Annotated in this window: 18 protein-coding genes and 1 tRNA gene; 7 read left to right on the plus strand and 12 right to left on the minus strand. The window is 62.5% G+C overall.

The features are described 5' to 3' along the window. Positions 1 to 59: 59 nt before the first annotated feature. The 8 genes from KY465_RS10340 to infC all read right to left on the minus strand — a co-directional run bounded on the left by KY465_RS10340 (position 60) and on the right by infC (position 8,168). Entirely contained in the window at positions 60 to 1,442 is a 1,383-nt protein-coding gene (locus KY465_RS10340) for a nicotinate phosphoribosyltransferase (RefSeq protein ID WP_219201563.1), read from the minus strand. Positions 1,443 to 1,546: 104 nt separating this feature from the next. Next, positions 1,547 to 4,030 carry a phenylalanine--tRNA ligase subunit beta gene (gene pheT, locus KY465_RS10345; protein ID WP_219201564.1) on the minus strand — a complete coding sequence of 828 codons (2,484 nt, stop codon included), beginning with the start codon at positions 4,028 to 4,030 and terminating at the stop codon, positions 1,547 to 1,549. Between the two features lie 59 nt (positions 4,031 to 4,089). Further along, positions 4,090 to 4,617, minus strand: coding sequence for a DUF421 domain-containing protein (locus KY465_RS10350; protein ID WP_219201565.1), 528 nt, complete (start codon positions 4,615 to 4,617; stop codon positions 4,090 to 4,092). 41 nt (positions 4,618 to 4,658) lie between these two features. Then, positions 4,659 to 5,744 (minus strand): phenylalanine--tRNA ligase subunit alpha, encoded by a 1,086-nt coding sequence (pheS, locus tag KY465_RS10355; RefSeq protein WP_219201566.1) that lies wholly within the window; start codon positions 5,742 to 5,744, stop codon positions 4,659 to 4,661. Positions 5,745 to 5,746: 2 nt separating this feature from the next. After that, positions 5,747 to 6,628 (minus strand): BUD32 family EKC/KEOPS complex subunit, encoded by an 882-nt coding sequence (locus KY465_RS10360; protein ID WP_219201567.1) that lies wholly within the window; start codon positions 6,626 to 6,628, stop codon positions 5,747 to 5,749. An 86-nt stretch (positions 6,629 to 6,714) separates the two neighbouring features. After that, positions 6,715 to 7,116, minus strand: a complete 402-nt coding sequence (rplT, locus tag KY465_RS10365; RefSeq protein ID WP_219201568.1) for a 50S ribosomal protein L20 — start codon at positions 7,114 to 7,116, stop codon at positions 6,715 to 6,717. 32 nt (positions 7,117 to 7,148) lie between these two features. Then, complete coding sequence (gene rpmI, locus KY465_RS10370; RefSeq protein ID WP_219201569.1) at positions 7,149 to 7,349, minus strand: 50S ribosomal protein L35; 201 nt, start codon at positions 7,347 to 7,349, stop codon at positions 7,149 to 7,151. A gap of 282 nt (positions 7,350 to 7,631) precedes the next feature. Next, a complete protein-coding gene (infC, locus tag KY465_RS10375) occupies positions 7,632 to 8,168 on the minus strand; it encodes a translation initiation factor IF-3 (RefSeq protein ID WP_219201775.1) in 537 nt (178 codons plus the stop codon). Positions 8,169 to 8,397: 229 nt separating this feature from the next. Here infC and KY465_RS10380 point away from each other — a divergent pair, with 229 nt between their 5' ends. Further along, a complete protein-coding gene (locus KY465_RS10380) occupies positions 8,398 to 9,213 on the plus strand; it encodes an alpha/beta hydrolase (RefSeq protein ID WP_219201570.1) in 816 nt (271 codons plus the stop codon). A gap of 131 nt (positions 9,214 to 9,344) precedes the next feature. Beyond that, on the plus strand, positions 9,345 to 9,983 hold the full coding sequence (locus KY465_RS10385) for a transglutaminase-like cysteine peptidase (RefSeq protein WP_219201571.1): 639 nt from the start codon (positions 9,345 to 9,347) through the stop codon (positions 9,981 to 9,983). Between the two features lie 14 nt (positions 9,984 to 9,997). Here the strand turns inward: KY465_RS10385 and KY465_RS10390 are convergent, their stop codons facing one another. The 3 genes from KY465_RS10390 to mbfA all read right to left on the minus strand — a co-directional run bounded on the left by KY465_RS10390 (position 9,998) and on the right by mbfA (position 13,366). Continuing rightward, complete coding sequence (locus tag KY465_RS10390) at positions 9,998 to 11,293, minus strand: MFS transporter (protein WP_219201572.1); 1,296 nt, start codon at positions 11,291 to 11,293, stop codon at positions 9,998 to 10,000. A 66-nt stretch (positions 11,294 to 11,359) separates the two neighbouring features. Beyond that, complete coding sequence (locus KY465_RS10395) at positions 11,360 to 12,259, minus strand: dihydrodipicolinate synthase family protein (protein ID WP_219201573.1); 900 nt, start codon at positions 12,257 to 12,259, stop codon at positions 11,360 to 11,362. Between the two features lie 123 nt (positions 12,260 to 12,382). Continuing rightward, on the minus strand, positions 12,383 to 13,366 hold the full coding sequence (gene mbfA / locus KY465_RS10400; protein ID WP_219201574.1) for an iron exporter MbfA: 984 nt from the start codon (positions 13,364 to 13,366) through the stop codon (positions 12,383 to 12,385). A gap of 146 nt (positions 13,367 to 13,512) precedes the next feature. Here mbfA and KY465_RS10405 point away from each other — a divergent pair, with 146 nt between their 5' ends. From KY465_RS10405 to KY465_RS10425, 5 genes are all read left to right on the plus strand, one after another. Then, the gene (locus KY465_RS10405) at positions 13,513 to 14,376 is read left to right on the plus strand and encodes a C40 family peptidase (RefSeq protein WP_219201575.1); all 864 of its coding nucleotides are present in this window, start codon (positions 13,513 to 13,515) and stop codon (positions 14,374 to 14,376) included. A gap of 102 nt (positions 14,377 to 14,478) precedes the next feature. Beyond that, positions 14,479 to 15,267, plus strand: a complete 789-nt coding sequence (locus KY465_RS10410) for a glycosyltransferase family 25 protein (protein WP_255561557.1) — start codon at positions 14,479 to 14,481, stop codon at positions 15,265 to 15,267. Between the two features lie 80 nt (positions 15,268 to 15,347). Beyond that, complete coding sequence (locus KY465_RS10415; RefSeq protein WP_219201577.1) at positions 15,348 to 16,646, plus strand: O-antigen ligase family protein; 1,299 nt, start codon at positions 15,348 to 15,350, stop codon at positions 16,644 to 16,646. Between the two features lie 54 nt (positions 16,647 to 16,700). Next, the gene (lepA, locus tag KY465_RS10420) at positions 16,701 to 18,509 is read left to right on the plus strand and encodes a translation elongation factor 4 (RefSeq protein ID WP_219201578.1); all 1,809 of its coding nucleotides are present in this window, start codon (positions 16,701 to 16,703) and stop codon (positions 18,507 to 18,509) included. Between the two features lie 212 nt (positions 18,510 to 18,721). After that, positions 18,722 to 18,808: transfer RNA gene (locus KY465_RS10425), tRNA-Leu, on the plus strand. 223 nt (positions 18,809 to 19,031) lie between these two features. On the opposite strand, the gene KY465_RS10430 is transcribed toward KY465_RS10425, so the two are convergent. Beyond that, the gene (locus KY465_RS10430; RefSeq protein WP_219201579.1) at positions 19,032 to 20,453 is read right to left on the minus strand and encodes a phosphohexomutase domain-containing protein; all 1,422 of its coding nucleotides are present in this window, start codon (positions 20,451 to 20,453) and stop codon (positions 19,032 to 19,034) included. Positions 20,454 to 20,481: the final 28 nt, after the last annotated feature.

The raw sequence follows: 20,481 nt of genomic DNA on the forward strand, positions 1-20,481 counted from the left end.
CGCCGCGCGCGCCTGCCTGGATTATCTCCTTTCCAGGATCCCGGTCACGGCTGTTCCAATCATTCGGGGTTGGCGCGGGCGCGAATCTCCGACAGCTTCCAATCTGCAAGCAAGGCGCCGTTCTCCCAGACCGGGCGCAGCAGGTTCTGGCGCTCGCCGATTTCCTTCAAGGGGACGGCTCGCAGCATGTCGCCGTCACGGACAACGGCCTGCCGATAGCGCTTCGAAGCCTTGCCGGGATCGGTCTTCGGGTTCTTGTTGATGCCGTGCCAGGCACCAGCCGCATCCTGTCTGGCGTTGGCCTTCATTGCAAAGCGCAGCGTATCGCGGTTGACCTTCTGCAGCAGCCCGGCGCCCATGCCGAAGGCGATGTTTTCCGCTGACCAACCCTGATCCTCAAGACGACCGAGGATAATGCGGATCGCTTCCGGCGTGACGCCGTCGCCCTGAATGACCCGCACGGCTGGATTGAGAACCCGGTATCCCTTGCTGTTGACCGTCGATCCGAAGATCTCGCCGAGCATTTCAACGGTATCGATCGGGACGCGCGTCGCATCCCCGGAATCCGGGCGCACGACAAGTGTGCCGCCCGAGGCCTCGACTTCAGCTTTCAGTTCTTCGCCCCAGATCGTCTTGACCGCCCGGTAAAGATCGTAGGAATCCGACACGACGGCGACCATTTTGCCGGGCGCTGCGAACTGCGCCAACATGTTGCGGTAGGCGTCGGTTTCGCGGTCTTCGCCCCAGCTTGTCATCGTCGAGTGCTCGGCCGCGGGTATGGAGAAGCCGGCCATCTCCTCGTGATAGTAGCGGCGCGCGTAGACCAGGGCTGCAACGGTGTCCGTGCCAAGAAAATTGACCAGATGGGCAACGCCTCCTATTCCGGCCTGTTCGGCACTGGTGGTGCCGCGGGCACCGAAATCATGCAGGCGGAAGGGCAGGATGCCGGCGGGGTCGTCGCAGGTGCGCTGCAACGAGCCGGCAATGATCTTGCGCACGCCATGCGAGACGGTGGCAACGGTCGAGGGATACCATACGGCCCGCAGCAAGGCGGTCTCGATGAAGGTCGGCAACCAGAAGAAATCGGGATCGGTGTTGCGCACCTGCACCAACGGTGTGCCGACGGGCGCCAGCGTGCCTTCGGGTAATGCTTCGATCAGCAGCGGCAGGCGGCCATCATGGCGTGTAACCAGCAACTCCCAACCTTGACGATGGAACGGCAGGCCGTGGGCCCGTATCATCTCTTCCGCTTCATCGACATCGGCCATGGTGACCGGACGGGACAGATACTCCTTGAGAAACATCTGCAATCCGAAGAAGAGCACCTGTTCATGGGCGCCGCCGCGCCGCGCCTCGATATAGGCCGAAATTGCCGCGGTTTCCGGCGGATACTGGGCGAAATGCGAGTATTTGTAGCTGTCGGAATTGAGAATCAGGTTCATTGCGGCTCACCGGCTTGGACGATTGCCGGTTTATAGCGCAGCTTGCCCGCCAACTGCCACCGGAGAGTGAAGCGGCGATGCATCCCGCCGCCTCATCTTGACTGTCAGTTCCGCAAGGTCCCGCCGGTCGCCTTCTCGACACTGCCGACTATGGCAGCCGAGATGCGGTCAAGATCCTCGTCGGTCAGCGTCCTGTCGCGCGGCTGCAGCGTCACCTCGATGGCCACCGACTTGCGACCCGTCCCGAGGCTCTCGCCTTCGAAAATATCGAACACCTTGACGTCGGATACCATCTGCTTGTCGGCCCCGGCGGCGGCACGGACAATGTCTCCAGCCGCGGTTTCGGTGCCGACGACAAAGGCGAAATCGCGGCGCACGGCCTGGAAAGGCGACAGGGAGAGCACCGGCTTGGTGCGGGTCGCCTTGCGGCGCGGCTCGGGAATGGCGTCTATGAAAATCTCGAAGCCGCAGAGGGGTCCGGTGACATCAAGCGCTTCGAGCGCGGCGGGATGGAATTCCCCGAAGTAGCCGAGCACAGCCTTTGGACCGAGCTTGATGGCTCCGGATCGGCCCGGATGATACCAATCGGGAGCATCGCGCGTGACCTGCAATCTGCCAACCGGCGCACCGCAAGCCTCGAGGGCGGCGAAAGCATCAGCCTTGGCGTCGAAGACACCGACGGTTTCGCCGGGGGCGTTCCAATCTCGTCCGGAACCGGTCAGGGTCGCGGTGCCGCGGCGAATGCCGCCGGCGACCCGCCGCTGCCCGTCCGCATTATCGCTTTCATAGGTCCCCGCCACCTCGAACATGGCCACGTCGCCGAACCCGCGGTCGGCATTGCGACCGGCGGCAGCGAGCAGGCCTGGCAGCAGCGAGGGGCGCATATCCGACATGTCAGCCGAGATCGGATTGGACAAAGCGAGCGCCGGCTTGCCGCCACCGAAGGCCTTGGCATGCGCGTGGGGAATGAAGGACCAGGTCACTGCTTCTGCCATGCCACGCGCGGCGAGCGCCCGGCGTGCCAGACGCGAACGGATCTGCAATGTCGTGAGGATGCGCGTGCCTACGGATCCCTGACTGGGCAGGGGTACAGGAGCGATCTCGTTGACGCCGTGAATGCGCATGACTTCCTCGACCAGATCAGCCTTGCCTTCCACGTCGGGACGCCAGGACGGGACGATAAAGCGAACGCTCTCGGAGGCGGCCGCATCCGTACTATTGGCGTTGTCGGTTGTCCTGGGCGCAAATCCGAGACGCCCGAGAATGGCGATGCTGGCCTCGCGCCCAACGTCGAGCCCGGTCAGACGCCGGGTTTCAGCAAGGGGAAAATCAACCTCGCGGAAATGGTGACCGGTGCTGCCTACGATGGTGCCGTCGGTAGCGGTCGGTGTGCCGAGAACGACCTGCGCCTTTGTCGGACTGCCACCACATAATTCGGTGACAAGGTGGGTCGCCAGATCGAGGCCGGGCACCATGAATTCCGGATCTACGCCGCGCTCGAAGCGGTAGCGGGCGTCGGTGATGATGCCGAGATCGCGGCCGCTGCGCGCAACATTCATCGGATCCCACAGTGCCGATTCGATCAGCACGTCCGTGGTGGTCTCGTCGCAGCCGGTATGGGCGCCGCCAATGATGCCGGCAATCGATTCAACGCCGCGATCATCGGCAATGACACAGTTGTCGGGGCCGAGTTGGTAGTCCCGGCCGTCGAGCGCCAGAAGTTCTTCGCCCTCGAGAGCACGCCGGACAACGAGGTTGCCTTCAACCTTCCTCGCATCGAAGACATGCAGCGGGCGGCCGCGGTCGAAAGTGACATAGTTGGTAATATCGACAAGCGCATTGATCGGTCGCATGCCGATGGCCATCAGACGTTGCTGCATCCAGGCCGGCGAAGGACCGTTCCTGACGTCGCGCACCAGCCGCAGGGCAAATCCGGGGCACAGCTCCGGCGCCTCGAGACGCACGTCGACCGGGCAGTCGCCCTCGTCGCTGACCGCTTCGACCGCGCCGCTCTTGAGGCGGCCCAGGCCGGCGGCGGCCAGATCGCGGGCGATACCGGAGACACCGGTGCAATCGGGGCGGTTAGGGGTCAGGCCGATCTCGATTACCGGATCGTCGAGCCCCGCATAGGCGGCAAAGGACGTGCCGACCGGGGCATCATCGGGCAGGTCGATGATGCCTTCGTGATTGTCGGACATCTGCAGCTCGCGCTCCGAGCACATCATGCCGAAGCTTTCGACACCCCGGATCGACGCCGCGCCGAGGGTGATGTCGATACCCGGCACATAGGTGCCCGGTGCGGCAAAGGCCCCGATCAGACCTGTGCGCGCATTCGGAGCGCCGCAGACGACCTGAACCGGCGCACCGTTGTTACAGTCCGGTCCGGCATCGACCTTCAGGATCTGCAGCTTGTCCGCATCGGGATGCGGTTCTGCCGAGACGACCCGGGCAATGGTGAAGGGCCGGAACGCTGCCTTGTCATCGACCGCCTCAACCTCGAGGCCGATCATCGTCAAAGTCTCGACGATGCGGTTGAGCGTGGCATCGGTCTCAAGGTGGTCCTTAAGCCAGGAGAGGGTGAATTTCATCGGTCGGTTCCAGTTGTCTTGAACTTAATGCGAACGGCGGGTGCAAAAGCGCTTGCGATTCATTCGGGCCGGGACGGCGGCTTTATCCTTGATACGGCCAGCGCTCCGGTTTGCCGGTCTCCAAGATCGGTGAGGAGAGAAAAATCACCATCCGTCTCGAGTACGATCGCCTTGACTTTCTTCAGGTCGCTGACGCCGTGGCTGCGCATGATGTAATGCAATTCCTTTTCGGCAATGCGCTCAGCTTTCAGATTGGCTTCCAGTGGCTTGCCTTCGTAAAGCAGCAAGGTCGGTTCGGATTTCACGATGGTCTGGAAAAACGAAGAACGCGAGACGAGGAAGCTGGTCAGTGCAGCGAGACCGAGCAGGACACACAAGGACACGAGACCCTCGGCGACGGTGACCGTATCCGAGACGATCATACTGGCGAGCAGAGAGCCGACCGTGAAGGTGATCACCATGTCAAAGGCGTTCAACTTGGCGAGCAGGCGTTTGCCGCCGATGCGGATCATGAAAACCAGGCCAACGAAACCAATCGTTGCCTTGGCGGCGATCTCCGCCAGCGAAGTCCAATCCTCAAACCACATGTGTCGCTCCTTTCATGCCGCCCGAACCATTCGCCAGACGATCACCCACTCAATCCGGCGAACAGGGTTGGGATATCGAGCGGCCGGAAGCCATAATGATCGATCCAGCGCACGTCCGCATCGAAGAAATCGCGCAGATCCGGCATGCCGTATTTCAGCATGGCGATACGATCGATGCCCATGCCCCAGGCAAAACCCTGATATTCGTCCGGATCCAGGCCGCTGGAACGCAACACATTGGGGTGCACCATGCCGCACCCGAGAATTTCCATCCAGTCGTTGCCCTCTCCGAACCGGACCTCTCCCGGCTTCGATCGATCACACTGAATATCGACTTCGAGGCTCGGCTCGGTGAAGGGGAAGAAGGATGGCCGAAACCGCATGTTCAGTGACGGCACTTCAAAGAACGACTTGCAGAATTCCTGAAGCACCCATTTCATGTTGGCGACATTGGCAGACTTGTCGATCACCAGCCCCTCGAGCTGGTGGAACATCGGCGAATGGGTGGCATCGGAATCCTGGCGATAGGTTTTGCCGGGAATGACGATGCGTATTGGTGGCTTCTGCGCCTCCATGGTGTGTATCTGCACCGGGGAGGTATGGGTGCGCAAAAGCTTGCGCTTTCCCTCGCTGTCGGGCGGAAAGAAGAACGTGTCATGCATTTCGCGGGCCGGGTGACCCTCCGGAAAATTGAGCGCCGTGAAATTGTAATAATCGGTCTCGATGTCCGGACCTTCGGCGACCGCAAAGCCCATATCGGCAAATATGGCGGTGATCTCATCGATGACCTGGCTGATCGGATGGATGCGCCCCCTTTCGGCCGGCGAAACGCGCACGGGCAGGGTGATATCGACTGTTTCGCTGGCCAGACGGTCGGCAATCGCCGCCTGCCGGAGTTCGGCCTTGCGGGCGGCGATGGCATCGGTGATGCGCCGCTTCAAAGTGTTGATGGCCGGGCCTGCGGTCTTGCGCTCATCGGCGCTCATGCTTCCCAAGCTTTTCAGCTTTTCGGTGATGACGCCCTTCTTGCCGAGAACGGCGACACGCACCGCCTCGATCTGCTGCTCATCACCGGCATCGGCAACACGCGTCATCAATGATTGTTCGAGATCTGCCAGTTCCGTCATTCTCATTCCTCTCCGGCTTGTCCGGTTTGTGCGCCGTGCGGGCGCCGGGGCGCAGTATTTCTTTGCGAGACCGCGTCCCGCAGACACCGCGTGGCACGCAATGCGCGCTGGGCGTCCTTGCCCAGCACACGGTGCTCGAGCGGTCCGAGCAACGGCACGAGTGGCGAAAGGAAGCGCAGAAAACGCCGCAATTCGTCCAGGATGCCATCCGGCTGGTCGACAAGATAGGCATCGAAGGCAAGCCCGGGTGTTTGCGGCGTTCTGGCCACGGTGCAGATCTGCAGAAACAGCAACCAGACGTCGCGCGCCTGTGCGGTCCGCATCGGCATCACCGCCTCAGGCTCTTCCTCGAAATCGAAAAAACCGATCTGGTCGTCGGCGGCCAGAAACATGTCGCGCGGATGCGGACGACCGTGACACAGCCCACGGCGATGAACCTCCCCCAGCGCGCTGGCCAGGCGAATGAGAAGCGCATCATACGCGCCCTCCTTACCGGCGGCTTCCAGGCGCATAAGCTCTCGCTCGCAGATGCGTCCGGCATCCGATAGAACAAGCGTCTCGTCGTTGCTGAAGAGCACATCGGGCACACCGAGGCCCGCCTGGCGAAATGCATGGATCTTTCGAGTTTCACGATGCACCGAACCGGCCGGGTCGAGGGGCGGTGACGAGCGCATAGCGGGCACCGGCATCAAAGCCGAAAGCCTCGCCCAGCTTCGCTTGATCAGGCGATTGTGACCGAGATCATACCGCTTGATCCAGACCACATGTCCGGCCAGATCAGCACGCGAAATGCGCTCCTCGACGCGGCCGGCAAGCAAATGCTCCAGCGTTGCCGCGGCCTCCGGCGACAGAGTCTCTCCCGCAATGTCGGTCTTCTCGTACATGCTACCCACTAAAAAAATCCCGCGCCAGTCGTGCCGGCGCGGGATCCCGATTGGTCAGATTGAATGCCTTCGGGGGAAGCGCCGGTCTAGCGAACAGCGCCTTCAAACTCGTTTGGCATTCCGTCTTTAAGATATTCGAGCGACTTCTTCGCCGCCGAGACGAGAGCACCGAATGCTTCCGGCTCGTGGATCGCCATATCCGAGAGAACCTTGCGATCGACCTCGATACCGGCCTTGCCAAGCCCGTCGATGAAGCGACCATAGGTCAGGCCGTGTTCGCGGACTGCAGCGTTAATGCGCTGGATCCACAGGGCGCGGAAGTTGCGCTTGCGCGCCTTGCGGTCGCGATAGGCATACTGCATCGACTTGTCGACGGCAGCCTTGGCGGTGCGGATGGTGTTCTTGCGACGACCGTAGAAACCCTTGGCCTTCTTGAGAACTTTCTTGTGCTTGGCGTGGGCGGTGACGCCCCGTTTGACGCGTGCCATATCATGATCTCCTTGGTAGCAGGTCCGTCAGCTCAAAGGCTGTTCGGCATGAACTTCTTGACGATGCGGGCATCGGGTTCGGCGAGAACCATGGTGCCGCGGGCGTCGCGAATGAACTTGTTGGACCGCTTGATCATGCCGTGGCGTTTGCCGGCCTGGGCGGATTTCACCTTGCCGGAAGCGGTGATCTTGAACCGCTTCTTGCACGAGGATTTCGTCTTCATCTTGGGCATTTCGCTACTCCTTGCAGGCGCCGCCAGCCCTTCAGGCCGCGTTGGAACGCCAATCGTGTTTGGTTGGGACGGCTGAAGTGGACCGTCGAGCGTTTCAAACCGCCTCGGCATGCCCTGCCGGACGGTTCGGACGCGGCCTTATAGGGGGATCGGGGTCAACATGCAAGCCCGCATTCCCTGCCCTGACCGGCGTTTTCCGAAGGGTTTCTCCCCGGAAAATGAAAAGGACCGCACGCAGCGGTCCTTTTCCGTCAGATGTCTTGCCGGATCGCGGCAGGTCGCTCAGCGCGGCGCCAGCACCATCATCATCTGGCGCCCTTCAAGCTTGGGCTCGGCCTCGACCTTGGCTATCTCCTCGGTATCGCCCTTGACCTTCTGGAGAAGCTCGTAGCCGAGTTGCTGGTGAGCCATCTCGCGGCCGCGGAAACGCAGGGTGACCTTGACCTTGTCGCCGTCATCGAAAAAGCGGCGCACTGCCTTCATCTTCACCTCATAATCATGGGTGTCGATGTTCGGACGCATCTTGATCTCCTTGATCTCGACCGTCTTCTGCTTCTTGCGGGCCTCGGAGGCCTTCTTCTGAGATTGGTATTTCAGCTTCCCCAGATCGACGATCTTGCAGACCGGAACGTCGCCGTTGGAATTCATCTCGACAAGGTCGAGACCGGCCTCCTCGGCGCGCGCAAGCGCATCGGCTGTGGGAATAAGACCCTGGTTGTTGCCCTCTTCGTCGATGAGCTGAACATTGGGTGCACGGATATCACGGTTGGCGCGGGGGCCGTCATTTGTCGGCGGCGGCGCTCTGAACGGTCTGCGAATGGGCTTCGTCTCCTGAATGTTGATCGGATCGGTTTGAACAGCGGAATCGGCAATGGGAACGCCTCAAGCTGTTCCGCACCATTGCCAATGTCGCTATGTAACGCCGGTGTCAATAGCATGGTTGCAGGAGAAAATCACCTGCCAATGGTGGTGGACGCCGGATTGTCATCAGCGACCCGCGGAATGGCGAGGGCGAAAGACCAACCGGCCAGTATCGGAGAAACAAAGCATGGAACAATTGCAAGAGGAAACCGTGACTGTCGGGGACGGCGCTAGGGCGCGTGAAATCGCTGTCCTGCGACGCCGTGGCGAGGATCCGGCACAAGCCGGCACTGTCTGGCTGGGCGGCTATCGGTCGGACATGACCGGATCGAAAGCCGAGGCGATCTGCGATCATCAGGCCGCCTGCGGCGGTGCCTGCCTGCGCTTTGACTATTCCGGTCACGGCGCCTCCGGCGGCGCTTTCACGGACGGGACCATCTCGCGATGGCTCGAGGAGGCACTTGTGGTTTTCGAGCGTTTCAGCGCGGGGCCGCAGATACTCGTCGGCTCGTCGATGGGCTCTTGGATCGCACTGCGCATGGTTCAAGAGCTGACCCGCAGAGGCGAGGCGGAGCGGATCGCCGGTTTGCTGCTGATCGCCCCGGCGCCGGATTTCACGATGGAACTGATGGAACCGGAGCTGACGGACCAGCAAAAAGACGCACTGGCGGAGCATGGCCGGTTCGAGGAGCCGACGCCCTACGGACCGGACCCGAACATCTACACGCGGGCCTTGTTCGAGGATGGCCGCAAGAACCGCGTGCTTGACGGCATCCTCGATATCAAGGCGCCGGTGCGCATCCTGCAGGGCATGGATGATCCCGATGTGCCGTGGCGGCACGCGCTGAAGCTCGTCGAGCACCTGCCATCGAGCCGCGTCGAACTGACCTTGATTCGCGATGGCGATCACCGGCTGTCGCGACCCTCGGATATCGCCGCGATCCTCGGCGCCATCGAGCAATTGAAGGCCGCCGGTGCAACAGCGGATGGCGCAACAGTGTGACCAATTGAGCGCACCCGCCCGCCGGCGGTAACCATAGAAGCAAGAGAGATCCCCTGCAGAATTGACAGGCCGCCTCTGAAAAACTTAACCTTTCGTTAAGTATCGGGGGTTTGCAGGGGGAACAGTCTGGCATGAGGCAGCTGTCGAAAATCGTCGTCATAGGAGCCGGGCTGGCTGCCGGGCTCCTGTTTGGGCTTCCTGGAAAGAAGGCGCAAGCAACGCCCGGCGAGGCAATGACCGTCCGGGCGAAGTCGATGGTTATCGGCCAGATCACCTCGCAACCGATCGGCCATTACGAGTTCTGCAAGGTCTACAATGAGGAATGTCAGCCACTCGGCATGGCCGCCGCGGCACCGCGGGTGACCGATTACGGCTGGGAGATTGTCCGGGAAGTCAACGAGCAGGTGAACCTGTCGGTGATGCCCAGGACCGATCTTGAACTGTTCGGGCGCGAGGAAGTCTGGACCTACCCCGAAATCGCCGGTGATTGCGAAGACTATGTGCTGCTCAAGCGGCATATGCTGATCGAGCGGGGTTTCTCGCCGTCCGATCTCTTGATCACTGTGGTGCGCAAGCCTGACGGCGAGGGGCACGCAGTGCTGACGCTGCGCAGCACCGAAGGGGACTATATCCTCGACAACCTCAATGATCAGGTGAGTTCGTGGACGGAAACGCCCTATCGCTATCTCAAGCGGCAATCCTCGGCCAATGCCGGGCGCTGGGTGACGATCGAGGACGGCAGTGAACTGACCGTCGGTTCGGTGCGCTGATACGGCCTGTCAGACTATTGATCCTCTTCCGCTGAGATGTTTTTCGCCTCGGGGCGAAGCCGCAGTTCGACACTCACCAGTGCGAGGGCCGTTACGAGGCCGGCGGCAGCGACCGTGCCAAGCAGCGTAAATGCTGCGCCGACGCCGAATGTTTCGAGACAGATGGTTGTGAAAAAGGGGCCGGCAGCGGTGAAGGCCAGGCGCACGGCGGCAAGATTGCCGGTGACCCTCCCATAGCCGTGCGTGCCGAACAGCCGCGCCGGCAGTATGGCGCGCGCCACGAAGGTCAACCCCTGCCCGATCCCGAAAGCTGCAGCGAATACAATCACCGGCAGCGTTGCAAAATTGCCCCAGGCCAAGACCAGCAGGCCGATGCCGAGCGCCATGGCGCCGTTCGAAATCAGTCCGACAAGCGAGGCGGCGACACGGCCGCCGGAGAGAAGTTCGAGGAGACGAGCGCCAACCTGCATCGGCCCGATGATGGCACCGGCAAGGGCGGCAAGGGCCGCGTCGCGTCCGATGGCACCAAGCAGGAGAAAGAACGAGGTGTGAACCGCCGACATCAGAAATCCGCCGCAGGCGAAGGACAGCGCCATCAACACATAAGGCAGCAAGCGGCGATTTGGCGGCAACAGACCGGGCTGCGGCGGATTGGCTGGTTGGGCAACTTGCAGCTTCGGTGACGGCGGCGGAGCGCGGAGGCCGGCGACCATCTGCCGGCCGGAGCGGGGCAGCAGCCAGTGGATCGGCAGGGCGATGCATGCATTGATCGCGGCGAGAACCAGAAAGACGCCGCGCCAGTCCATCACCGTCAGCATAGCGTGGATGAGGGGCCAGAAGATCGTCGAGGCAAAGCCGGCGATCAGCGTCACATGGGTGATGTGTCGGCGCGCCTTGAGCCCGTGCATGGCCGTCAAAGCCGCGAAACAGGCATCGTAAAGCACCATGACGCTGAGGCACTCGGCGAGGAGAATCGCTGCGATGAACGATGCACGGCCGGATATCTGCGACAGCCAGACCAGGCAGGCTGCCACGAGGGCCGAGCCGAGCATCAACACCGGGCGGGCACCGACGCGGTCGAGCAGGCGCCCGGCCAGTGGCGCTGCGAGCGCACTGGACAACAAGGCTATGGAAAACACGCCGAAGACAAAACTGTCGGCCCAGCCGAAATGGCGGGCGATCTCCGGTCCGAGGATGGCGAAGGGGTAGTAGAGCGTGCCGTAGCCGATGGTCATGGTGACACCGAGACCGAAGGTCATCGGAGCCATCAGGCGGGACGGGACCAGCAAGCCGGTCCGCGGCCACATCATCAATTCAGCCCGCCGAGCGGTTGAGGACAATCAGCCGGAATTGGCATCAGACAAGCCGGTGGCGCATCAAAATTTCAGAGCCGAGAGATCGGGGCGATTGTCCATCGCCTGCCGGATCACGGCTTCGGCAGCGCTGCGGGCGGCGCCGGACAAGGGCAGCCGCGGCAGGCGGACCCGGTCATTCGAGCCGGTGACAAGTGCTTCGACAAGTTTGATGTTCTGGACAAGGCGCAGCGATACATCCAGATCGAGGAGCGGCCGGAACCAGCGATAGATGGCGCGCGCTTCCTCGAAGCGGCCGGCGCGGACCAGGCGGGTTATGGCCACCGTCTCATGCGGGAAGGCTACGACAAGGCCGGCGACCCATCCGGTTGCGCCCATCATCAGGCTTTCCAACGCCAGATTGTCGACACCGGTGAAAATATCGAAACGGTCGCCGAAGCGGCTGACCACCTCCGAGACGCGGCGCACATCGTCGGTCGATTCCTTCATGGCGACGACGCGGTCGTCGTCCGCCAGGGTCTCGAACATGTCGGGCGTGACGTCGACGCCATAGGCCACCGGGTTGTTGTAGATCATCGCCGGCAGGCCGGACGCGTCGAGAACCGCCTTGAAATGGGCCAGGGTCTCGTCGGGCAGAGATTTGTAGGGCACACCAGGCAGCACCATCAGGCCATCAGCGCCGGCGGCGGTCGCCTTGCTAGCGGACAGGGCGGCGCGCGCCGTGGCACTGTCGCAAATGGTCATGAGCACCGGTCTGCCGGCGGAAACAGAGCGGGCAATCGCGAGGATTTCAAGCTTCTCTTCAGGCTCCAGCGTCATCGCCTCGCCAAGCGAACCGCAGACAATCAGGCCGTCGACGCCTGCCTCGATCTGCAGCGCGAAGCAGCGCTCCATCTCGGCGGCATCCAGCGATCCGTCCTCATTGAACTTGGTGGTGACGGCGGGAAAAACACCCTGCCACATGGCAAACCTCACTGCTTCGTCGACCGATGATGCGAACGCCGGCACACTAGCCGTGCGCCATTCTGGCTGGCAAGCGGCAATCGGCACGGAAAGCGCTGCTTGCATCGCAGCAGGCGGTTGCGATCACACGCTGCCGATCAGCATGCCGGCCGCAAAGACCAGAGCGCCCCCCAAAACGACCTGGAAAATGGCACGGCTCCAAGGCGTCTCCATCCAGCGGTTCTGGATCCAGGCGATGGCCCAGAGTTCGATGAAGACGATGATGATGGCCACGGTCGTGGCCGTGCCGAAATGCGGGATCAGGTAAGGCAGGGCGTGACCGAGGCCGCCGATCGCCGTCATGATGCCGGACGCCAGACCGCGCTTGACCGGCGAGCCGCGCCCCGAAATCACCCCGTCATCATGAGCGGCTTCGGTGAACCCCATCGAGATGCCGGCGCCGACCGAAGCGGAGAGGCCAACGAGAAATGTGGTGTGCGTGCTGCCGGTGGCGAAGGCCGTGGCAAAGATCGGCGCCAGGGTGGACACGGATCCGTCCATCAGACCAGCAAGGCCAGGCTGCACATAGGTGAGGATGAACTGGCGCCGCTCGGTGGCCCCCTCCTCGGCGCGCACTTCTTCCGGCGTGTGCCGGTCGCCAAGCCGCCGCGCCAGCGATTCGTGAGCTTTCTCCTGCAGCGCCAGATCGCCCAGCAGTTTGCGCGTCTCGGCATCCTCGGTCCGTTGCGCGGCGGCGAGGTAGAAGCGGTGCGCCTGCTCCTCCATGCGTTCAGCCTGGGCGCGGATTTCCTCAAGCGCCAGATTGCGAACCAGCCAGTCGGGCCGGCGTTCATAGTAGCCGCGCACATGTTCGCGGCGAATCAACGGAATTCGCTCCCCGAATTTTTCGCGGTGCCGGTTGATCAGGCGCTCCCGGTGCACATTCTCTTCAGCCGCCATGTCTTCGAAAATGCGCGCTGATTGCGGAAACTGCGCGCGCAGCGTGTCCGCATAGGCGAGGTAAATGCGCGCATCATCCTCCTCCGAGGCGATGGCCAGGGCCAGGACTTCCTGTTCGCTGAGAGAGGCAAAAGACCGTCTGCCGAGACCGAAGAAACGTGACCACATGGCGCCCTCTTGTTTAGAACTGTTCTAATCAATAGCGATCACGGCCTGTCGGTCAAGCCTCTCTGGCAGACGTTTGCGCGGGCCGTGAAGGGCATTGAACTTGAACAATCGAGCCGAGCGCGGCAAGACAGGGCATGAGCGAAAGAATGACCAGAACGACCGACAGTCTTCTTGATCGCATCGGACGGCTAATTGCCAGATGGCTTGATACACCGACATCGGGGTATGAGCCGTACACGCCCTCCGATCCGGAAACCCTGGCGCGCACCTTGCGCGAGGGCGATATCCTGCTGGTCGAGGGCAACCGGCGCATCTCGCAGTCGATCAAGTATCTCACTCAATCAACCTTTTCGCATGCAGCCATCTATGTTGGCGGCGCACTGCGTACTTCGCCCGAAGGTCCGGGCAGGGAGACGGGCGCAGAAACCGGCGCACAATCCGGGGGGACGGCCCCGGAAACTCCCGTCGATCAGCCGCGAGACGATTGGCCATCCCTGATCGAGGTCAATCTGGGCGAGGGCTGCGTCGCCGTGCCGTTGAGCAAATACGCGACCTACAACACGCGCATCTGTCGGCCGGTCGGGCTGACCCCGGAAGACCGCGACCGGGTGGTCGCCTTCATGGTGTCGAAGATTGGCCTGAAATACGACATGAAGAACATCTTCGATCTGCTGCGCTACTCGCTCGGCACGCCCCCGGTGCCCGTGGCATGGCGGCGGCGAATGCTCGCTTTCGGCTCCGGCGACCCGACCCGGGCCATCTGCTCCTCCTTGATCGCACAGGCCTTTCAAGCCGTTGGCTATCCGATCCTGCCGGATATCGTTCGCCTGCCCGGCCATGCGGCGGCGCAATCGGACTATTCGCGGCGGGAGATCATGCACATTCGTCATCACTCGCTGTTCACGCCGCGTGACTTCGATCTGTCGCCCTATTTTCGTATCGTCAAGCCGACGATTGAATTCGGTTTCGACTACAAGTCCATCGAATGGCGCGAGCGGAAGGTTGACTAGCCTGGCTCCTGCCGGACAAACCGTTATCGTCCTTGCCAAAACACAAGGCGTTTGCAAGAAGGCGGGCGGCTGGCCACAGGGCTGGCAGGGCGAGGTATGCTGATGCCTTCGATCGAGGGTTTGAATTGCTATCTGATCAATCTCGACCGGGCACCGGCACGGCTGGCCTTCATGGATGCCCAGTTGCAGTCACTCGGCCTGCCCTACCAGCGGGTGAGTGCTGTCGACAAGAACAGTATCGGGCCAACCGTCGAGGGCTATGATGCGGCGGCCTATCGCCGGTTGCATGGCCGGCGGTTTCATGCAGGCGAGATCGCCTGTTATCTCAGTCACGTGGCCTGCCTGCGCGCGTTTCTGGCGAGCGAAGCGGCGCATGCCCTCATCCTTGAGGACGATGCCCGGCTGCCGGAGGATCTGCCGCAGCTTCTGACAGCGGCGCTTGGCGCTGCGGATGAATGGGATCTGTTGCGTTTGTCGACGGTCAATTCCGGGATACGGGCGCCCTACCGCCCTCTCGTGGGTCGTTACCAGATGGCAATCGCTCTGACACGCGAGAAAGGTGCGGGGGCCTATCTCGTCAACCGGCGCTGCGCGCAAACCCTGCTGGCGCGCGAAATGCCGATCCGACTTGCATGGGACATCGCTTTCGATCTCGAATTCCGGCATGGGCTGCGCGGGGCATTCATCGTGCCGATTCCGGTCGACCAGTGCACCGGGATGGAGACCCAGATCCAGCATCAAACAGCGGAAGCGAAGCTGCCGGCATCGCGCTACCTGACCGTCTTTCCCTTCCGCGCGATGGTGGAAACACAGAGGTTCCTAAAGCGCGGCAGCCGGCTGATCTGGCTGAAGGCGCGGCAACTGCGCACGCCTGCAGGTCCTACAGGGTGAGCGGGCGAGTTCGCCGCGGCCGGATGTTTCGGCACCTTTTGTGGCGGCGACGCCTTGATCCCGTGCTGTTGAGCCTTGCCATGGCGGCCATGGTTCTTGACCTTGCCATCGCACCGTATCTGTTCGGCGTCTTCGCCGGGGTCGGCGTTTATCTGATCATCGGCAGGCCGTGGCGTCTGAATCGACTTGATCGTGGCTATCTCCTTGCGGCAGCCCTGTTTGCCGCCGGCTCGGTGCTGATCGGCTTAGCCAATGGCAGCCTGCTTGCCGATCCGCGGTTTGCGACCTATCCGCTGTATTATCTGGCAATGGCGCCCCTGGCTGTGGGCTTGGTGCTGGTCGATGATCCGCTTGAGCGGCTCGTGCTCGGCGCCCGCATCGGTCTGATCCTGCTGTTCTTCTGGGGGCTTGCCGCCGCCTTTGCACAACTCCAGCGCTACGGCTTCGGCTCCAACCCGGCAAATGCCGCCTTCTCCATCACCTTCATCGCCATTCTGTCTCGCTTGACAGTCCGTCCCGGAGTGGCGAGGGCCGGAGGCGTTCTGGCCCGCCTGCCGGCGGCATTGCGGCGAACCTGGTCGCAAATGATCGGCCTTCCCTGTCTCGCCTTCTATCTCGCTTTGCTGCCGGTCGTGGTTACGGGCACGCGTGCGGTGCTGCCGGTTTTTGCCATCGCGGCGCTGTTCGATTTCTGGCGGCTCGTTCGCGGCACCGCCTGGCGGCGACGGATGGGATTGCCTTTTGCCGGACTGGTCGTGGCCGCTCTGGCGGCAGCCTGGCTGTTGGCGCCGTTTGCCACCGCCCGCTTTGAGGCCACGATGAATGAACTGCGCGTCTTGTCGGATAGCGCTGTACCGCTGGCCGGACCGCAGACCTCCTCGCCATCGGACGCATCGGAAATCAGCGGGCTGAGGGTCGATGGCCGCTGGGTCGGCGGCATGCCGTTGCGGATGATACAGTGGCGCGCCGCGGCCGAAGTACTTGCCGATCATCCAGTTCTCGGAGTCGGCAGTCATCGCCTTGGCGAAGCGCTCCTTGATGCCAGCCCGCCAGCCTACCGCGCAGTTCTGGAGCCGTTCAGTTTCACGCACAACATGATCCTGGATGAAGGTCTGCAGCGCGGCCTGGCCGGTATCCTTCTGAGCACCGGGTTCTTTGTCTTTGCCTTTGCTCGCCTGTGGCGGCGCGGTGCGGCAGATGTGCGCGAAAACCTCGGGCTGCTGGCCGGCCTGACCGTATGCTTCGGAATGCTGCACTATATTTTTCTGGTCGACAGGCATGTGGCGCTCTACTCACTCTATTTCCTTGTGCTGACGACGACTTTGAAGAAGCGGCGAAACGAACAGGGTCAGCTGCCCGGCGCGGCTTCTCCGGCTTGAGGCGCGCACGAAAGCGGCTTCCCTTCGCGCCCGAAGTGCTCTAAATCCGCCGGCATGACCGACACCCCGCTTTCCAACATCCGCAACTTTTCCATCGTCGCCCATATCGACCATGGCAAGTCGACCCTCGCCGACCGGCTGATACAGATGACCGGCTCGCTGGAGGAGCGCGAGATGAAGGAGCAGGTGCTCGATTTCATGGATATCGAGCGCGAGCGCGGCATCACCATCAAGGCGCAGGCGGTGCGCCTGGAATATGACGCGCGCAACGGCGAGCATTATGTTCTCAACCTGATCGACACTCCGGGGCATGTGGATTTTGCCTATGAGGTGTCACGTTCCCTGTCGGCCTGCGAGGGGTCGCTCCTGGTGGTCGACGCCTCGCAAGGGGTGGAAGCGCAGACCCTGGCCAATGTCTACCAGGCGATCGACAACAACCACGAGATTGTCACGGTGCTGAACAAGGTTGACCTGCCGGCAGCCGATGAGGAGCGGGTCAAGGAACAGATCGAGGAAGTGATCGGGCTTGATGCCAGCGACGCGGTGCCAATCTCGGCGAAGACCGGGCTTGGCGTCGCAGAGGTGCTCGAAGCGATCGTCAACCGTTTGCCAGCGCCTTCGGCCGGAGATGCGACGGCGCCGCTGAAGGCCCTGCTGGTCGACAGCTGGTACGATGCCTATCTTGGCGTCATCGTTCTGGTGCGGGTGATCGACGGCCGGCTGAAAAAGGGGCAATCGATCCGCATGATGGGCACCGACGCCAGATATCCGGTCGACCGGGTCGGCGTCGTGACGCCGAAGATGGTGATGGTCGAGGATCTCGGGCCGGGTGAGATCGGTTTCATCACCGCATCGATCAAGGAAGTGGCTGACACCCGCGTCGGCGACACGATCACCGAGGACAAGAAGCCGACCGCGGCGGCCCTGCCCGGTTTCAAGCCGGCGCAACCGGTGGTCTTTTGCGGCCTGTTCCCGGTCGATGCCGGCGACTTCGAGGATCTGCGCGCCGCTGTCGGCAAATTGCGGCTCAACGATGCATCATTTTCTTATGAGATGGAGACTTCGGCAGCGCTCGGATTCGGCTTCCGCTGCGGCTTTCTTGGGCTGCTGCATCTCGAGATCGTGCAGGAACGGCTGGAGCGCGAGTTCAATCTCGACCTGATCGCCACGGCGCCCTCGGTCGTCTACCACATGAACATGACGAACGGCGAGACGCTGGATCTGCACAACCCGGCGGATATGCCGGACGTCGTCAAGATTGCATCGATCGAAGAGCCCTGGATCAAGGCGACGATCATGACGCCGGACGACTATCTCGGCGCCATCCTGAAATTGTGCCAGGAGCGGCGCGGCCTGCAGATCGATCTGTCCTATGTGGGCAGCCGCGCAATGGTCACCTATGAACTGCCGCTCAACGAGGTGGTGTTCGATTTCTACGACCGGCTGAAGTCGATTTCCAAGGGCTATGCCAGCTTCGACTACCAGATCATCGGCAATCGCGAGGGGGACCTCGTCAAAATGTCGATCCTGGTCAATGAGGAGCCGGTCGACGCTTTGTCGATGCTGGTGCATCGCGGGGCGGCGGAAAAGCGTGGCCGGGCCATGTGCGAGAAGCTGAAGGATCTGATCCCGCGGCACATGTTCAAGATCCCGATCCAGGCGGCGATCGGCGGCCGGGTGGTGGCGCGCGAGACGATCTCGGCGATGCGCAAGGATGTGACGGCGAAATGCTATGGTGGTGACGCCTCGCGCAAACGCAAGCTGCTTGACAAGCAGAAGGCCGGCAAGAAGCGGATGCGGCAGTTCGGCAAGGTCGAAATCCCGCAGGAAGCCTTCATCGCAGCCTTGAAGATCGGCGAATAGGCCGCGTCGCATCGGATTTCTGCGTCAGCGGCCGCTGCCTCGCCCAGGCGCCGGGCTGAGCACCGGCGCGAGGGCTGCGTCGAGTCAATCGGCACGGCGGCGGGCTGCAAGGCACCCTGACGCCGCTCTTCGGTGACAAGCGCGGAATTTCCTTCGCAAGCCCGATTCCCGCATTGACATGCGACGGCGCAACGCCTAAATCGCACCGACTTGCCCAGATGGCGGAATTGGTAGACGCGCCAGCTTCAGGTGCTGGTACTCGCAAGGGTGTGGAGGTTCGAGTCCTCTTCTGGGCACCATTCATTCGTTTCAGACTGTTGTATCGGCTTGTCCGAGACAGTCCGGAAACACCAGTCAAAGCCCCGCGAAAGCGGGGTTTTTTCGATTCACAGGTCGAGTCGGCTGGTACCGTGCGATAGACGTCAGGTGCGGTTAGTGCGAACCGAACGGTGGAGCCCTCCCCCGCAACGTGGCTGCCACGCTGGCGGCATCAGCGTCCCAGAAAAATAGCGATCCTGTTGATCATTGCACCCAGGCGCGTACCCGCTCTTCAGCCTCGTGAAACAGGCTTTCGGCAGCGCTCTGGCTTTCCGCCTCCGTGTAAATGCGCAATTCCGGTGCATTGCCCGAGGGGCGGAGGTGGAGAATGCGATTGCCGGCAAGTGTCAGGCGCAGGCCGTCGGTGCTATCGCGCGCCTCTTCCCGTCCGAAAGGCGCCAGAAATTCGGCGCGCGCCGCCGCGTCACTTGTCAATTCGGCGACCAATCTCTGACCTTTTTCCGTGGCAAAATGTTCGATGCGCCCCGAGAAAGCGACGGGCAATGCCAGTTCCTCGACGAGGGCCGATAGCGTGCCGCCCGCCAGTCTTGCGGCACTGAGGGCAGCGAGCACCGGGAACACACAATCGCGTGTGGGCAAGGCGTCCATCCGTGTTGCGCCGGTGTTCACCGCCGTGCCGAGAAGAACCCCGCCATTGGCCTCGAAGCCGACAATGCGGGCGGCGCCCTCGGCGCGCGCGGTCTCGATGCCGGCAATGACATGCGGGGAGCCGACACGGGTGCGCATGACGCGCGCAGCCGTCTTTGCCTCGATGCCCGAGTTGGAGGTGACCGGGGTCACGATGCAGTCGGCTTCGACAAGGCGCGCACCGATCAGCCCGAGCGCATCGCCGCGGATGCACGTGCCCGTTTCGTCGGCCAGCAGCGGCCGGTCGGCATCGCCATCGGCGGAAATCAGCGCATCCAGCCCGTGGTGCTGCGTCCAGTCGTGGATACGCTCGCGGGTTTTTGCACTGACTGCCTCGGTATCGACGGGGACGAAAATGTCCGAGCGCCCGAGCGGGATGATCTCCGCCCCGGACGGGGCGAGGATGCGGGCGAACAGATCGCGTCCGACGGTGGAATGCTGATAGATACCGATGCGGCGGCCGCGCAGCGCACCGTCCGGGATGAAACCGACAAAGCGCGCCGCGAACGCATCGAGCGCGGCATCTTCCTCGTGCGGCGGCTTATGACGCGGGGCGGCCCGCATACGGTCCCGGTCGCGCTTTTCTACGCCTTGCGCGACGGCCGCCTCGTCAGCCTTGTCGATCTCGCCGTCCGGCCGGTAAAGCTTGATGCCGTTGCGGTCAGCGGGAATATGCGAGCCGGTCACCATGATCGCCGCCGCCCGCCGGGCCATGGCAAAGGCCGCAAGCGCGGGGGTTGGCAAAGCGCCGCAATCAACCGGCTGCATTCCCTCATCTTCAGCGGCGGCCATGCATTGCGCAGCGATCTCGGCACTGGAGGCGCGCAGATCCTGGCCGATGTAAATCCGCTCCCCCGTTGCAACCTGACCGCTACTCTTGAGATGATCGACAAAGGCGGCGACATGCACCGCGGCGGTCCCGTCGGCAAGTTCCTCGACCAGGCCGCGAAGCCCGCTGGTGCCGAATTTTGCGGCCATTGCAGATCCTTTCCACTTTGCCCTTGAG

This window comes from Neohoeflea coraliihabitans (assembly GCF_019334345.1).
Lineage (GTDB): Bacteria > Pseudomonadota > Alphaproteobacteria > Rhizobiales > Rhizobiaceae > Pseudohoeflea > Pseudohoeflea coraliihabitans.

Excerpts from the sequence above, each read along its gene's own strand:
- lepA (WP_219201578.1), top strand. The coding sequence starts at position 16,701 with ATGACCGACACCCCGCTTTCCAACATCCGCAACTTTTCCATCGTCGCC.
- rplT (WP_219201568.1), bottom strand. The coding sequence starts at position 7,116 with ATGGCACGCGTCAAACGGGGCGTCACCGCCCACGCCAAGCACAAGAAA.
- KY465_RS10430 (WP_219201579.1), bottom strand. The coding sequence starts at position 20,453 with ATGGCCGCAAAATTCGGCACCAGCGGGCTTCGCGGCCTGGTCGAGGAA.
- rpmI (WP_219201569.1), bottom strand. The coding sequence starts at position 7,349 with ATGCCCAAGATGAAGACGAAATCCTCGTGCAAGAAGCGGTTCAAGATC.
- KY465_RS10360 (WP_219201567.1), bottom strand. The coding sequence starts at position 6,628 with ATGTACGAGAAGACCGACATTGCGGGAGAGACTCTGTCGCCGGAGGCC.
- KY465_RS10405 (WP_219201575.1), top strand. The coding sequence starts at position 13,513 with ATGACCAGAACGACCGACAGTCTTCTTGATCGCATCGGACGGCTAATT.
- KY465_RS10350 (WP_219201565.1), bottom strand. The coding sequence starts at position 4,617 with ATGTGGTTTGAGGATTGGACTTCGCTGGCGGAGATCGCCGCCAAGGCA.
- KY465_RS10380 (WP_219201570.1), top strand. The coding sequence starts at position 8,398 with ATGGAACAATTGCAAGAGGAAACCGTGACTGTCGGGGACGGCGCTAGG.
- pheT (WP_219201564.1), bottom strand. The coding sequence starts at position 4,030 with ATGAAATTCACCCTCTCCTGGCTTAAGGACCACCTTGAGACCGATGCC.
- KY465_RS10340 (WP_219201563.1), bottom strand. The coding sequence starts at position 1,442 with ATGAACCTGATTCTCAATTCCGACAGCTACAAATACTCGCATTTCGCC.
- mbfA (WP_219201574.1), bottom strand. The coding sequence starts at position 13,366 with ATGTGGTCACGTTTCTTCGGTCTCGGCAGACGGTCTTTTGCCTCTCTC.
- KY465_RS10385 (WP_219201571.1), top strand. The coding sequence starts at position 9,345 with ATGAGGCAGCTGTCGAAAATCGTCGTCATAGGAGCCGGGCTGGCTGCC.
- pheS (WP_219201566.1), bottom strand. The coding sequence starts at position 5,744 with ATGACGGAACTGGCAGATCTCGAACAATCATTGATGACGCGTGTTGCC.
- KY465_RS10415 (WP_219201577.1), top strand. The coding sequence starts at position 15,348 with ATGGCGGCCATGGTTCTTGACCTTGCCATCGCACCGTATCTGTTCGGC.
- KY465_RS10410 (WP_255561557.1), top strand. The coding sequence starts at position 14,479 with ATGCCTTCGATCGAGGGTTTGAATTGCTATCTGATCAATCTCGACCGG.
- KY465_RS10395 (WP_219201573.1), bottom strand. The coding sequence starts at position 12,259 with ATGTGGCAGGGTGTTTTTCCCGCCGTCACCACCAAGTTCAATGAGGAC.
- KY465_RS10390 (WP_219201572.1), bottom strand. The coding sequence starts at position 11,293 with ATGATGTGGCCGCGGACCGGCTTGCTGGTCCCGTCCCGCCTGATGGCT.